This window comes from Paenibacillus eucommiae (genome assembly GCF_017874215.1).
Classification (GTDB): Bacteria; Bacillota; Bacilli; order Paenibacillales; family NBRC-103111; genus Paenibacillus_AI; species Paenibacillus_AI eucommiae.
Map to the genome: position 1 here is coordinate 64177 of NZ_JAGGLB010000026.1, position 15309 is coordinate 79485.

Here is a 15309-nt window from a genome sequence, read left to right on the forward strand (position 1 = left end):
GTATCAATATTAAATAGAGCTCAATTAGAGCTATCTAAACAATAGCTGTTGGGGTCAGGACACCAGAATCATCAATTGTAATTTTGTATCTTGTTCCGTTGGAGGACGTCAGGATAATACCTTCACCCGCGCTGTTAAGCGCATGATTGATCTGATTGAGCAGCGAATTGTGATGGACACTTTGCAGATGTGCATGCAATTCCAAGCCTGTCACCATTATGGACCCGGCATCCACATTAATTTGCAAATAAGCAGAGACTGCGTTGGTTGGCACCGTGACGTTCCGGATCAATTGCTTCCATTTTGTTGTATAGATATCTCCAGTCTCAATAACCGTTTTGACGCCAAAGACGGCTCCGTTCGCATCGACCCAAACGATACTAACCTTTTGTTCCGCACCGCCTGTTGTATATTTCGCCCACCCTTTGAATACGAGAGATGAGCCTGATGCGACAGGGAAGGGGGACGAATAAATATAGGACATGCCGGAGGAAGCTTTTACCTCGATGCAGCTTCTGAATCCTACTGGAAGATCCGTCGTTGTTTTACGAAAATAAACGCTGCCAGTACCTGTGTACACATACATCGTCCAGCCTGACTTCTTACTCGTATCAGAAGCGGTGGACATGTTTTCACCCGTGGTATCCACGTTTAAGGCCAGATTAGTAAAGTCTTCTTGATCGTTAACAACTATATCATGAAACATGGACTCCGTATCGGTATAGCTGAAACGTGTATTGTGTACGTAAACCCGGTCACGACCTGTACTTGCGATGCGATCTGCCCACTCCACAAATGTAGAGTTGTCGATCGTTACTAAATAGTTCGCTGCCTGATCCAATCCATTAACCACATGTGCATTTGAAATCTCACCGACCCCAATACCAGTGTATCGTTTAGTTAACAACCGGTTCAGGTTTAACCTGCCTTCCGCTCCCGGTGCTATTTCAAACAGGTTTCTACTAAACCCGCCCTGGTAGCCGCCATCCGAATAGTTAATATGGGCATCACCCTCTATGTATCCCCAGGTACAGCCGATTTCAAGTGTACAATTATTTAAAATAAATCTACTTCCTTTAAAGCCGTAACCTTCTTGACTCATTACTTTTAAAATGGCACAGTTATCGATGACCAAATCTGTATTTTTGTTATAGAAGCAATAAGCTTGCTCATGACTATATGGATTTGGAGTTTGCATATCCCATTCTGTTGGATGACAATCGATCACACCACCAATAATTTTCAAAAAACCATTGGGTTGATTAAGAATCATACAGTTTTGTGTGGCTCGAAAATGAATCCCGAAAATATAGTTCTCACTCTGCGGGGCATCCACCGGATTGGGGTCATCCAAATAAGACCCGTATTGAAGCCCAACCATAAACCGGTTGATCTGCAAACCATATATTTTGATATGCTCGGCAGGTCTTGTATTGCTTTCAGAGCGCCAGTGGACGCCGCATCTATAATTCAGATTGTAGCCGAAGTCGGAAATGACTTGTACGTTATACAATTGCAAGTACAGACCGGCGATTTCTAGCACACAATCCTTCTCTGCAGCAGAATCCGTACTTTTGCTAATTCCCCATAACCAGTGGCCGTTGAAATCAATTTTCTGATTAATGCCGAACATCCGCACTGATTTAACATAATAATCCCTGGTGAAAATAACAGTTTGACCAGAATCGAAAGCAGCCTGCACGGCTGCAGTATCATCCTCTCCAGTCCCGACTTTAAAGAAGTCTGGAGTTACGCCTCTCCCGGCAAATTCCGAGTCGATCATTTCAAAATTGCCATTTACGTCGAGACTATCCAAAGGATCCGTTTGCTTCAGCTTCAAATTTGGCGTTAAGGTCGTCGTGGAGGGACCCGTAACTGTACTGCCCTTCATTAAATCCTTTACCTTCGTACGGTTCTCGGCCGGATCGGCGTAGGCTTTTGAAATAGCTCCGTTAACCAGCCCTGACGATGCAAGCGCAACGCCAGCCATCCCCAAAGAAGCGAGCAGCTTTCTTCTGCTAATCATGCTTTTCTCTTGTTCCGGGCTTTGCAGGTTTTCCAATTCCTTATCGTCTAACATCGTGCATTCCTCCTGTTATTTTGAGATGGGATTTGTTTAATTCATAAATCCTGCAGTCTGCAGCATCCGTTTAATAACAACCGCAGCCTGTGCGCGAGTAGCCAAGTCTTGAGGAGCAAATTGATGCTCTGTGATACCTGTCATCATACCGGATTCAAGCATTTGTGCTGCCGCAACCTGTGCCCATGAGCTAATCGCCGATTTATCTTCGAAAACAGCCAACAAAGGAAGCAGCTTTCCAGCAACAGCAATAGGTTTATTAGCAAACAATAACGCATTTGAAAGCATCACAGCCATTTGCTCTCTTGTTATCGTGTCATTAGGCCGGAAAGTTCCGTCCTCAAACCCGCTGACGATTTGCGCCTTCACCGCCGCGCCAATTGCACCCGCGAACCAGTCGGTTTCTGCAATATCCGTAAACGCTGGGGGATTGGTCTGAGTATTCGTTGGAACATTTATCTGAGCTGGCATCGAATCCTCTTCAAGCCCTAATGCACGGATAATGAGGCTGACGAACTCTGCACGAGTGACATTCCCTTCTGGAACAAAGTCCGCTTCGGTCTGCCCATTTACGATGAGCTTGGAGGCAAGCAGCTCCACATCGGTTTGCGACCAGTGACCTTGTAGATCGGCAAAAGATCTCTTGGACTGAGCTATCGTGTACAGACTGTTTCCGGTGCGGAAGATATGGACCTCTGTTAATCCGTTCATTGTTGTAAAGGTGGAAGGAACAAATGAGAATTCGCCGGTTTGCGGATTGATCCTGACTGCTGTCGCCATATCCATATCCGAACCTCTGTCTGACTCTGTCCCCGCAGCAACAATGCTTCTGCTCACATACGTACGTCCGAAGTCAGTGAATACTTGTTTACTGCCATCCACCTCGATACTAAGGGTGAAGTCGATGATGTCTCCTACAAGCGTCACGCCAGCTGCTTTCGCCTGCTCAACCATCTGTTCTTTAGCTGTGCCTGTGATCGTTTCTATCGTAATGAAGACAGTTGCTTGTTCCAGCTTGCCGCCGAGCTGCTTCAATCGAGCTGTAAGCGTAGGGAAGTGGATTGGCAATGTGTAGCTGGCATTCTCCGTCTTGATCTTGATTAAGGCATTGGGATTTTCACTAGCAGCTGCAGTAAGCAATTGAGCCGGAATGCCAACGTTGCGGATAGCTTCCGTACCCGGTATTTCAAACAAAATGGTTTGCGACCCTTTTGTTTTTCCTTTAAGTATGCTGAATGCTTTTGTTAGCGAGTCCGCATGCAGCATTGCTGTGGCCTCCGTTTTTCCGTTCGTTTCCGCAGCTGCCTTTACGGTGAATACTGCCGCATGGCTAGTAAGCGTTGCGCCACTTGTAGTCTCTTTTACATCTTCGGATTCCGGCTTCAAGGTGTCCGTCTTATCCGGAGTGCTTGTATCCGAAGGAGTAGGAGGTCTGTATTCAATGGGGGCTTCTGCCCGATTTACGGTTAAGGTGTAGGTCTTGCTAGTTAAACCATCTGCTGCCGTAGTCACAAGCATGACCTGATTGCTTCCTACTTGAAGGCTTACGGGATTCGACACACCGCCGTTATACGATTGACCATTGATTCTTATCGTAGTCGCAGGGTCATATGTAACCGCTGTTACACTGATGCTGGATACGGTATATCCGACTTCAACAGAATAAGAGAGTACTTCCGGAGCAAACAAAGGCTGCAAAGCGCCTGCACTAACACTGATTTCACTTAGATCAGCATTCGGCTCGGTATCACCAGCCCGGTAAATCGTTACCGTGTACGTCCTGCTTGTCAGCTCATCTGCCGCATGTACGACAATGGGCAGCACGTTAGCCCCTATATGCAGGCTCACCGGTATCTCCGCGTTATTTCCGTACACTTGCTCTGTGACCGAAATACTCGCAGCTGAATCATACGCTGCTGCCGTTACGGTAACATTTTCTACCTCATTTCCTACATGAACCGAATAACTGTTGATGCTCGGATAAAATGCCGGGCTAAGGCTCCCTGTGCTTACCGATAACGTGCTCAAATCCGCATCCGTGACCCGCTCATCGGCGATGACGGTGATTTCGTCACTATTGAAGTTGGCTACATAGACTTTGTTCAGTCCTGTGTTCACAGCAGCAGCAATTGGGTTCGTTCCAGCCGCTACAGTAGACGTCATCAGACTCATTCCATCGATCACAGTCACATTGTTGCTGTCATAATTCGCTACATAAATCTTATTCGTAACTGCGTTGATGGCCAGCGCACTTGGTCCGGATCCAACGGATACCGTGGAGAGGTTATGATTGGCACCATCAATGACCGTCATATTGTTACTGCTCGTATTAGTCACATAAATCATTCCAGTCACTGGATTGACTTCCACCGCAGTCGGCGTTATGCCAACATTCAGAGTAGAGACGTCTCCCGTAGCTCCATCAATTGCAGTAACGGTATTACTGTAGAAGTTGGCCACGTACACACTGCCTGTCAGTGGATTTACCGCTAATGCATTGGGTCCAGCGCCCGTCGAAACAGAGGAGGGACTGTTACTGACACCGTCAATGACTGTCACCGTGTCACCATCCACGTTCGCCACATACATCTTGTTCGCCGCTTCATTAACAGCAATGGCAAACGGACTTTCCCCGACTTGCACCGTTGCAGTTTCGGTATCGGTATCCGTAGTCGCACCGTCAATGACCGTCACTGTATCGCTGCCTAAGTTGGCGACATAAATTTTGTTGGTCACCGAATTGACTGCTACAGCAAACGGCAGGATGCCAACCTCCACCTCGACGGTGTTGTTCGTCACACCGTCGATCACGGTTACCGTATCGCTATCCACGTTCGCCACGTAGATCTTGTTCGTCACCGGATTAACGGCTACCGCGTAAGGCGTTGTTCCAACCTCGACGTTAGCCACGGTGACAACACCCCCGCTATATGTATCTTCCAGCACGGTCACGCTGTCGCTGTCGGCATTGGCTACGTAGATCCTGCTAGTTACCGGATTTACAGCAACGGCATGCGGCCCTCTACCTGCAGCGATATTTGAGGATGAAGCAGCTGCAGACACTTGAGAAACAGGCAATCCTGCAGCAAGTAACAGGAAGACGATCATTCCTACGAAGCCATAACGCAGTAGGAGGTTTGTTTGAAAATTCATTAACCACCAATCCTTTTCACAAATTTGTTAACGCTTTCACTTTGAAAACCAATTTTAAATCAGTTTTCACACTTTCATTATGCTTTCATCGTGTTGTAGGTTCTTTAGCTGATCACCTCCTTAATATCATATATTGGCCATGAATACCTGCAATTGTGCAGGTAAATGGCGACTTCGATCGGTCAAACGGGTAAAAGATGCAGAAAGCCTGCACGTTTGCAGGAAATTGCTTTTTACGGGTTCATTATTGTCCCCAAAAATGTACATATGTTCTTTTTTCCCGTAGAGAGAGTTGGTCACTTACAAGTTAATCAAGAGGTATGGGTTTAACGATGTTTTTCATCGCTAACGCAGGGATTTCCAGGTGGATCAGCGATTTAACGATGAAAAACTTCGTTATTGGAGCAGGTAAATCCCACTTCGACGAATAAAGCGACTTTTAACGATGTTTTTCATCGCTAACGCAGGGATTTCCAGGTGGATCAGCGATATAACGATGAAAAACATCGTTATTGGAGCAGGTAAGTCCCACTTCGACGAATAAAGCGACTTTTAACGATGTTTTTCATCGCTACCGCAGAGATTTCCAAGTGAAACAGCGATTTAACGATGAAAAACATCGTTAAGGAAGCCGATTTCGTCTGAGCATGCCTCGCCTTCGTTAGCCAAGCATCCCGCACGGAAAATCCCTGTAAGGAAGATCCCGAAAGGGAAGGGAATCCCGGAATCTCTTCCCTTCCGGAATCTTTTTCAGCCAGGAAGAAACCCTGGCTGGCTGTCCATTTGAGCTTAGCTTGTTCTGCACCATGCAGCTAAAAAGAGGGAAGAGGTGTGGGTGGAAGAGCGATAGCGTCCGCCTTTAAAGATATGTTCCTACCTTATTAGATTCCATTGAGGGAACATATCTTTAACAGCGGCTGGAGCCCACACTTCTTCCCTCCCCCAACGCACCCACGTCATGAACACGCTCCTCAAAGGACACCCAAGCCAGGCGGCTCTTTCGTTTAGCCTTTTACGCTGCCAAGCACAATCCCTTTAATGAAAAAGCGCTGCAGGAAAGGGTATACGATTAGAATTGGAAGCATGCCCACAAAGATTTGCGCTGTTTTTACGGTTCGTGTGGATATGTCCTGAAGCTGTGATAAGTTTTGAATTTTCGTCAGATCAGGCTGTGCGACCATCGTTTGCAAATAGGTTTGCAGCGGATATTGCTCTGCCCGGTTCATATAAAGCAGTCCGTCGAACCAGGAGTTCCAGTGGCCTACCATCGTGAACAAGGCTATTGTGGCAAGGGAGGGCAAGGATAAGGGCAAGTAAATACGAAATAAAATGGTCCAGTGCCCGGCACCGTCAACAAAGGAAGATTCCTCCAGTTCCTTGGGTAAGCCGCGAAAAAAGTTTAACATCAGGACTATATAATACACAGATACGGCTGTAGGCAAAATTAAAGCCCAGAAGCTGTTCATGAGTCCGTAGCTTTTGATGGTCATATAGGTTGGAACGAGTCCGCCCCCAATCAGCATGGTGATGACGAAATACCATACATAGACGTTTCTCATCCTGAAGCGAAGGTTCTCTTTGGATAGGGGGTAAGCAGTCAGGATGGTAACGAGCAAGCTGATGGAGGTCCCTACGGCAACTCTTTGGATAGAAACCCAAAATGCTTGAAGGAACTGTGGTTCGTTCAAAATATAAGCAAAGGCATCGAAGTTGAGTTCGACAGGCCAGAGTGTGACAAGTCCCGAATTGGCTGCGGAAGAACTGCTTAATGAAATGGCAAAAATATGGATAAAGGGCAGCAGGCAAAGAACGCCAAGCGAAATTAGCAATGTATTATTGATAACATGGAATAACTTTCGCGAAAAAGATTTATGTTCGAACATCCGGTTCTCCTTCCTGCTAAAATATGCGGTAATTGGCAAACTTGTAAACCAGTCTGTAAGAAACAATAATAAGAATCATGCTGATTACCGATTTGAACAAGTTCACTGCAGTGGATACGCCATACTGGGCATCCAGAAAGCCGATCCGGTATACTAGCGTGTCGATAATATCGCCTGAATGATACACTTGCGGATTGTATAAAATAAATATTTGTTCAAATCCGGCATTTAACACATTGCCTAAGCTGAGTAAAGCAAGCAGAACCATGATCGGAGCAATGCCCGGCAAGGTGACGTGCTGCGTCTGCTTCAAACGATTGGCGCCATCGATATAAGCCGCTTCATATAAAGAAGGATCGATGGAGGTTAAGGCGGCCAAATAAATAATGGTGGCAAAGCCGAATTCTTTCCATACATCAGATACGATGACGGTGAAGGGGAACCAGGTGTTGCTTCCTAGGAAATAGATAGGCTCAATTTGCAAAAAAGATAAAATTTGATTAATAATCCCATCATTGATAGACAAAATATCGATCAGCACGCCGCCAAGAATGACCCAGGAAAGAAAATGGGGGAGATAGATCATCGTCTGTACAGAACGGGTGATGAATTTATTTTTCATTTCGTTTAGCAATAAGGCCACAAGGATTGGCACCAATTGACCAAAAATAATTTTCCCGGCAGCAATAAATACCGTATTGTAGATAACCTGGTAAATATCAGGCATGTTGATCATGTAAATAAAGTTATCAAAGCCGACCCATTTGGATCCAAATAATCCTTTATTGGGGACGAACTTTTGGAAAGCTATGACGATTCCGGCCATTGGAATATAGGAAAACATAAAGACAAGGATGGCGCCTGGTAAAATCATCAAATGAAGAGGCATATTTCGTTTCCACTGTTTCAATTTCATTCTGTTGTAACCTCCTCAAAAAAAGGAAGCAGGAGATGGTTGCATGTGATTCACAGACTGCTACCAGGTTGCTGAATAGCATTCCATTCATAGCACTCATAGCTACTTCCGAATTTTCCGCATCTCTTGAATCTTCAGCAACTTTAGCAGCTCCCGCATCTCCAACTTCTCCTGCTTCCCTGAATCTCTAAAACTCTAAAACTCTAACTTTCACTTTCTAGCTCTCTAACTATCTAACTATCTAACTATCTAACTATCTAACTATCTAACTATCTAGCGCTATAACGCTCTAGCTCTCCAACTATTTCAATTCATTAACTTCCTTAGTAATTTGTTCGCCGCCCTGCTTGTACCAATCCTGGACGAAACGGTCAAACTCATCGATGCCGACATCGCCGACAATGATTCGTGTCATCATCACGTTCTCCATCTTGTTTAATGTCGCCATTTTTTCTGCCATAGTAGGCGTCGAAGAGACGGTTAATGCTGTATTGATATACAAATTATTTTTGAGATAGTAATCAACGACTTCCACGCCGCCTTTTTCCCCATAGGTCCGGTCGGCTATCCAGCCGTTTAAAATTTTGGTGTCTTTGGTATTCAGGCGGTCGGCATTGTAGGCGGTTATATTGTCATAATAAAATTTTTCGTTAGAAGTGAATTTGGAAGTATCGTAAGTATCGCCCCCGGCAAATGCAGCTTTCAGGGTACCGTAGGTTTCAACAGCTTCCATCGCTTGAGATGGCGTTACTATGGCATAAGGATAGATTTGAGTTCCTGTTTCCTTATTGCTTCCTAGAGATTCGTCAACATTAACGATGGTGCGATCGACCCAGTAGTTAGCCAATTTGACCACAACTTCAGGATGCGCGTATCCTTTTTTGATGGCATAAAAAGAGGCTACGGATGAACCAATAAATGTTTTCGCCGGACTGTCGGTTGCAGATGGAATCGGATAAGCCACCCACTTGGCTTCTGGATTTTGTACGATGGAATCCTTATTGGCATACCAAGGCACCGCAAAATCGCCATAAAACATGCCCACTTTGCCTGCACTTATCGATTCGAATACTTTGGCTGTATCTTTAACGCCGAATTCTTTGTCGATCAGGCCAGCCTTATACATTTCCGCTAATTTGAGCAGGGCCTCTTTGACTTGTGGCTGTGTGCTGCCATATACGATGCTTCCGCTGCTGTCTGTATACCAGGATGCCGGATAGGCGCCATATCCTTGAAAGAAGCCTTCCAAGCCCGGAGCACCCCAGAAGAACAGCTCTTTGGAAACTCCAAAGCCGTAAGTGTCTTTTTGTCCATTATTGTCTGGATCATCATTGGCAAAAGCTTTGGCGATGTTCATGACATCATCCATCGTTTTGGGTGCTGGCAAATTTACTTTATTCAGCCAGTCCTCGCGAAGCCAGAGCATTTTCGTTGTGCCTATAGCTGGAATGGTATATGGGATTGCATAAAGCTTGCCGTCTATTGTGGACGCCTTCATGGCAAAGCCGCCATCATCGGTCATCAGCTTCTTCAAATCTTCGCTGGCATATTTCTCGTAAGCCTCTGTCAAGTCTTCAACCATATCAGCTTCAACAAGGTTTTTGAACTGAAGGGACTGGACACTGACGAGGTCGGGTATATCTCCTGAAGAAATGGCCACATTCAGTTTACTGTTATAAGCATCTGCACCCGAAACGACCCAGGCATTTTTCACGTTGACGCCTAAATCCCGGCTGTATGCATCGTAATAAGGGTTTTTGTCAATGGATGTGCCCTCATCAAACTTCAAATTGTCATTCGTGCGGGCAATGTTCAGTTCAATAGCGGGCTCATATTTACCAAGCGGATCTTCCGCTTTCACGGCAGGCTTGTCTGTTGCAGCAGCACTCTCTTGGGGCTGGATGCTGGCAGCTGGCGTTTCATTTGTTTTAGCGCAAGCGCTGATCATGGAGATTACAAGTACAATAAGCAGAGTGGAAGTGAGCAGGCTTCTTTTTTTCATTTGTTTCATTGATACATCCCCTTCATGATTTCTTTAAATTTTGTTAGCAAGAGTAGCTACTCAGGTGATTCCTATTGTAAGGGTGGTGCAAAAACGTTACAAGGGTAATTCAATGATATTCATTATACTCTCATGCTCTTTTTTATAGCTTAAGGGGAAAAAGGACGTGCATGTCGAATACTAGCTCTAGGATAAAAAGAGGATGTACGGGGGTGCAGCATATGCATATAAGGCAGTTTTTTTCGGTTAAATATGGGATCTTTTTTAAGCTGTTGACGGCTTTTTTAATCATTGTTGTTCCGATTTATTTGATTAGTTCCTTTATGTACCGCTCAGGTGTGGATACGATCCGCGAGCAAATTATGACGGTCATGCAGCAAAAGGCAGATTTTCTGGTGTCCTCCATGGACTCGGAGTTGAAACGAACCGCCCAGCTGCAGGTACAGTTTATTAATGATTCCGATTTGCAGGATCTCAGCATCCGTTCAGAATCATTAAGAGATTACGAACGTTTCGAAGTGGTTAACGATCTTCAATCCAAGCTAAGGGCGCTAGCTTCATCCAGCCGCTATGTGAAAGATGCATTTGTGATGATGCCGCACTATAACAAGAAATTGTCGTCTCTCTCCCAGCTTACGGATATGGACAAGAGCGAGTACGAAACCTTTCGGGAGGCGAGGACCGATGCATCAGGGTTGGCTTTTATTGATAATCGCTATTTTCTATTGACGGGTTATCCGGTTGCGACCAATACGCAGTATATGTTGATCATTGAGCTCTCCATCGATAATATAGATGAAAGTCTTGGAAACTCGGCGTATATTAAGGATGAGGAGCATAACCTGATTCTGGCTCCAGCAAATTTCAATGAGAATCTGGAAACTATAGAGAATGATTCTGCCTATTTAACTTTAACGAAACAATTTTCTTTCAACAATAAGTGGTCCTTGGTGACGATCAACGAAGAAGCAGCTTTACTAGAACCGGTTAATGCTTTCAAGAAGTGGAATAGTATACTGTCTGCTTTAGCGGTGCTTGTTATTCTGATTGCTTCCTATTTGCTTTTTCAATTGATTCATAGGCCACTGAAAATATTAGTCCAAGCTTTCAAAAAAGTGGAGAGCGGCCAATTCGACCTTAACCTTGAGCACAAAACGAAGGATGAGTTTGAATATTTGTATCACCGCTTTAACCATATGGTGGCGCAACTGAAGGTGCTCGTACAGCAGGTGTATGAGCAGACCATCCGCAGGCAGCAAGCCGAACTGAAGCAGCTGCAGTCGCAGATTAACCCTCACTTTCTGTACAACAGTCTATATGTACTGTACAGGCTGGCGCAGGACAAAGATTTTAACGGGGTATCCTACCTGTCTAAATATTTAGGCGATTACTTTAAATTCATTACTCAGAATAAAACCGATGATGTGGCTTTGGATAAGGAAATCGAGCATGCCCGCGTATATGCTTCGATCCAGCAAATGAGGTTTGGCAACAGGCTTTCTTTTCACTGGGAGGTTCCAGAAGACTTAAGTCAGTGGGAGGTGCCGCGGCTGATCTTTCAGCCTCTTCTGGAGAATGCGGTTGTGCATGGACATCGCGACACGTTCAAGGATGGAATCGTCCGCATTGCGGTTACGGCTGACGAGAAACGGCTGGAACTGCAAGTAGAAGATAACGGCATAGGCATGACCGGGGAGCAGCTTAAGGAATGGGAAAGCAGACTGAACAGACCGGATGAGATGGATGATCATGCTTTGTGGAACATTCATAGACGGCTGCAGCTGCGCTATGGAGAAGGCAGTGGACTTGAGCTGAAAAACAATCCGGAGCGTGGTTTGATAGTAACATTGGTCATCCAGAGGGAGGAAGCATAAAGATGCACAACATTTTAATGATCGACGATGAACCTATTATAGTGGACAGCTTGTATCGTCTGTTGTCTGAATTGAAGGAGCCTGCGCTGCAGGTATGGAAAGCATATTCAGCCCAGGAAGGGCTGCTTGTCATGGAACAGAACCGGATCGATGTGCTCGTTACGGATGTAAGAATGCCAGGGATGTCGGGCTTGGAGCTATGTTCACTTGTTCGCAGTCAATGGCCAGGCTGCAAAGTCATTTTTTTATCCGGATATTCCGAATTTGAGTATTTGCAAACGGCTCTAAGGCAGGACGCATTCGATTATTTATTGAAGCCGATCGATGACGAAACGGTTGTGGAAGCCATTAGGAAGGTCATCCTGCAAATTAACAAGGAAACTCAGGAAGAAGATGAAGTGTCTCGTGCCGGGGAGCAGCTGCATAAAGCACATGATTTGTTGAAACGGGACTTTATGAACCATCTGCTGCAAGAGAAAGCTTTGACTATGGAGAGGGTACACGAACAAATTCAGACGCTGCAGCTTCCCGTCAGTCCTGACGGAAGGCTGATCCTGATGATCGGCAGGGTGGACCGCTGGCCTAATGGATATGCGGCACGGGAGAAGCTCCTGCTGCATTATGCGATAGGGAATATTGTTGAAGAATACATCGGACAAGCCTGTAAGTTTGTATCGCATACGGAGGGTCGGCATTTGACATGGATTTTACAGAGCGGTGGCCCAGGCAGACATGGAAGTACGGGTGATTTACTTCAGCTGCACGGGCATTTAACCAAGATGCTGGGACAAATTCAAGCTTCTATTCAGCAGTTCTTAAAGCTTTCTTGTTCTTTTGTCGTTTCGGGTCCTGAAATTGATTGGCTGCAGCTTCAGCAGACGTATGTATCCTTATGTGATTTGTTGCAAAGAGGTATCGGATTGGATGCGGATATTATTTTAGTAGATAAAGCGGAGGCCTTGCTGGCTCATCATCACCATGAAACGGAGCTTTTGCAGCAGGAAGCGAAGCGGAATGTGTATCAGCTCGTACATTTGCTTGAAGCAGGAGAGCAGGATAGCTTTCATGAACTATTGGCCCGGTTTTTTCATTCCGTACAAAGCTCTGTATTTCTTGATTATGGGCTTCAGGCAGAAATTTTTTCACACTTGTCCTCTATGTTTTTATCCTATATGAATGCAAGGAGAATTACACAAACCGTCGGACTGCAAATGGATTTTGAATTTCTCTTCAGCTTCAGTAAACATTCGGATTGGTTTGCTTTGGAAGAAAGCTTCAGTCAATTGGCCAAGCTGCTTTTCTCATCTACAGAAGTAGGGTTAAAAGAGCAAAAGAAAGAAATTGTTGAAAAAGTCGATGCCTATATCAATAAGTCCCTGCATCAGAATATTTCTCTGGAGCTGCTTGCCAAGCATATTCATCTGAGCCAATCTTATTTATCAAGGCTGTATCATACGGAAAAAGGCTGCTCGATTTCAGATCGAATCAAGGATTTACGGTTAGCCCGGGCCAAAGAGCTGCTGCTGGAGGACGGATTGAAGATTAAAGAAGTGGCTGCCCAGCTTGGCTTTGATAATGTTCCTTATTTTACTAAATTTTTCAAAAAGCATGTGGGTGTTACGCCTCAAGACTATCGGCAAAGCCATAAGTGAGCAACAAAGTATAAGGGATGACATAGCATTACCGTGTTCTGGCTGAATAGAGAGCTTTATAATAGATAGATAAGTTTGATGTTTTGATACTTAAGGTTGCTTAGGGTCAATCACAATCAGGCTTGTCTATTTTTTATTTGGAGGGTGTAATCCTATGAACATGCATTACCCGCTTGCTTCGTCCATTGTGCTGGACCCGGCTCGTACACAATTGTTGAAAGCAATGAAAGCAGCAGGCTTGAATAAAATTTGGCTGCACGGTTATTTTTACGGACATATGGCTTCTTCGTTATCAGATATGGTTGAAGCGAAGAGCATTCTGGAGCAGCTTGGATTTGAAGTTGGCATTATGAACGTTCCTTTCAATCATCAAGGCAATGCATTGAACCCGGATGATCCGGATATGCAGCTTACCTTGCCCGATACCTGGAAATACCGGATAGACCGTCACGGAGATCCCGTGTATTACTGTGCGGAAATTGAAGCGAATATGATCACGGATCAAATAGCAGCGATGGAAGTGCTGAGAGATGCGGGCTTCACGGATATTTTTCTGGATGACGATACGAGACAAGGCAATTGGAGTCCTGAAATTGAAGGCAGCTTTTCCGAGGAAAGTATTGTGGAATTTAACGAAAAATGGGGCAGAAGCGAAAGCAGAGAGAGCTTAAGCCGCCGCATTGAGCAAAAGGAAACGTCTGAAATATTAAAAGAATGGATGATCTTTAACAGCGCTAAAGTGACGGCATTCATGAAGGCCGTGTCGCTGCCTGGCATTCGCATTGGCCATATGATTATGCCGGATGGGGATGAAAGGCAGGGGCTTGATGTTGTCGCTATGCAGCAGGCCATTCCAGCGTGTATGTTCCGGGTCGGAGAGCATCAATACAGCGACCGTGCTTACGGGAACCCGAAAGGAAGAGCGCTGGGCTATATAAGCACACAAAAACATTTAAACCGGATTGGCAAGGAGTTTGCCTATAGTGAAACTACAGTGTTCCCTGACCGGGCTTTAAGTGCTGACAATCTTGCTTTTAAAGCCAAAATGGCGGTCGTTGCAGGGATCTCAAATATTATGTTTATGAGCGGCACAGCAGTTATAGCTGAGGACAACTGGAGCGTCATCCAGCAGGAGCTGCCAAAGCTGCAGGAGTTGGAAGGCTATTTGGCTGCTTGCGAGCCGGAATTCCCTGTTCATTTGGTTTACAGTACGCATCCGGTTTATCAGGAGCCGCTGGAAACCCCGACGCTCGCCACACTTGCTGGACTGCCCGTCAAACCGGTCCGCGGAACGGAGAAAACGCCTGCCGGCGACATCCTTCTCGTATTCGGAGATTACAAGCTGGACGAGGAGTGGGAGCCTCAACTTCAAGGCTATAAAAAAGTGATCCTCGATGCAGCGGCTGCAAGGAGAAATCCCGAAAGATTGAATGGGCAAGGCGGAGAGAATATCCATGTCTGGAATCATGAAGTCGGAACAGCGTCCCAGGAGGCTGAAGCCGCCATGCTGCGGGAGCTTCTGCAGGCAGATGAGTGGGAATTCCCGTGGCTAACTGCAGGCGACAACGTGCTTTTGGTTTGGCTGAAGGACAGCCGGCGCGTTCTCCTGGTGAATCTGGATGAGAAGGAGCAGGCTTGTCAGCTTCGCTATAGCGGCGCTAGGCAGGATGTATCGGTTCCATCGTTAGCATATAGGCTGCTTTCACTTTAGCAGATTTATGAAGATAGTTTAGTTAGCGAAACTCAGCA

8 protein-coding genes are annotated in these 15309 nt (G+C 45.6%); 3 read left to right on the top strand and 5 right to left on the bottom strand.

From position 1 onward, the window contains the following. Positions 1 to 34: 34 nt before the first annotated feature. The 5 genes from J2Z66_RS29620 to J2Z66_RS29640 form a co-directional block, all read right to left on the bottom strand. On the bottom strand, positions 35 to 2080 hold the full coding sequence (locus J2Z66_RS29620; RefSeq protein WP_209976370.1) for a hypothetical protein: 2046 nt from the start codon (positions 2078 to 2080) through the stop codon (positions 35 to 37). A gap of 36 nt (positions 2081 to 2116) precedes the next feature. After that, positions 2117 to 5233 carry a cadherin-like beta sandwich domain-containing protein gene (locus J2Z66_RS29625; protein WP_209976371.1) on the bottom strand — a complete coding sequence of 1039 codons (3117 nt, stop codon included), beginning with the start codon at positions 5231 to 5233 and terminating at the stop codon, positions 2117 to 2119. 1004 nt (positions 5234 to 6237) lie between these two features. After that, positions 6238 to 7116, bottom strand: coding sequence for a carbohydrate ABC transporter permease (locus J2Z66_RS29630; RefSeq protein WP_209976372.1), 879 nt, complete (start codon positions 7114 to 7116; stop codon positions 6238 to 6240). 16 nt (positions 7117 to 7132) lie between these two features. After that, the gene (locus J2Z66_RS29635) at positions 7133 to 8032 is read right to left on the bottom strand and encodes an ABC transporter permease (protein ID WP_209976373.1); all 900 of its coding nucleotides are present in this window, start codon (positions 8030 to 8032) and stop codon (positions 7133 to 7135) included. Positions 8033 to 8333: 301 nt separating this feature from the next. Continuing rightward, a complete protein-coding gene (locus J2Z66_RS29640) occupies positions 8334 to 10043 on the bottom strand; it encodes an extracellular solute-binding protein (RefSeq protein WP_209976374.1) in 1710 nt (569 codons plus the stop codon). A gap of 212 nt (positions 10044 to 10255) precedes the next feature. Between J2Z66_RS29640 and J2Z66_RS29645 the strand changes: the two genes are divergently transcribed. From J2Z66_RS29645 to J2Z66_RS29655, 3 genes are all read left to right on the top strand, one after another. Then, positions 10256 to 11908 carry a sensor histidine kinase gene (locus J2Z66_RS29645; protein WP_209976375.1) on the top strand — a complete coding sequence of 551 codons (1653 nt, stop codon included), beginning with the start codon at positions 10256 to 10258 and terminating at the stop codon, positions 11906 to 11908. Between the two features lie 2 nt (positions 11909 to 11910). Beyond that, a complete protein-coding gene (locus J2Z66_RS29650; protein WP_209976376.1) occupies positions 11911 to 13560 on the top strand; it encodes a response regulator in 1650 nt (549 codons plus the stop codon). A 154-nt stretch (positions 13561 to 13714) separates the two neighbouring features. Continuing rightward, the gene (locus J2Z66_RS29655) at positions 13715 to 15271 is read left to right on the top strand and encodes a hypothetical protein (RefSeq protein WP_209976377.1); all 1557 of its coding nucleotides are present in this window, start codon (positions 13715 to 13717) and stop codon (positions 15269 to 15271) included. The last annotated feature ends 38 nt before the right edge of the window (positions 15272 to 15309 follow it).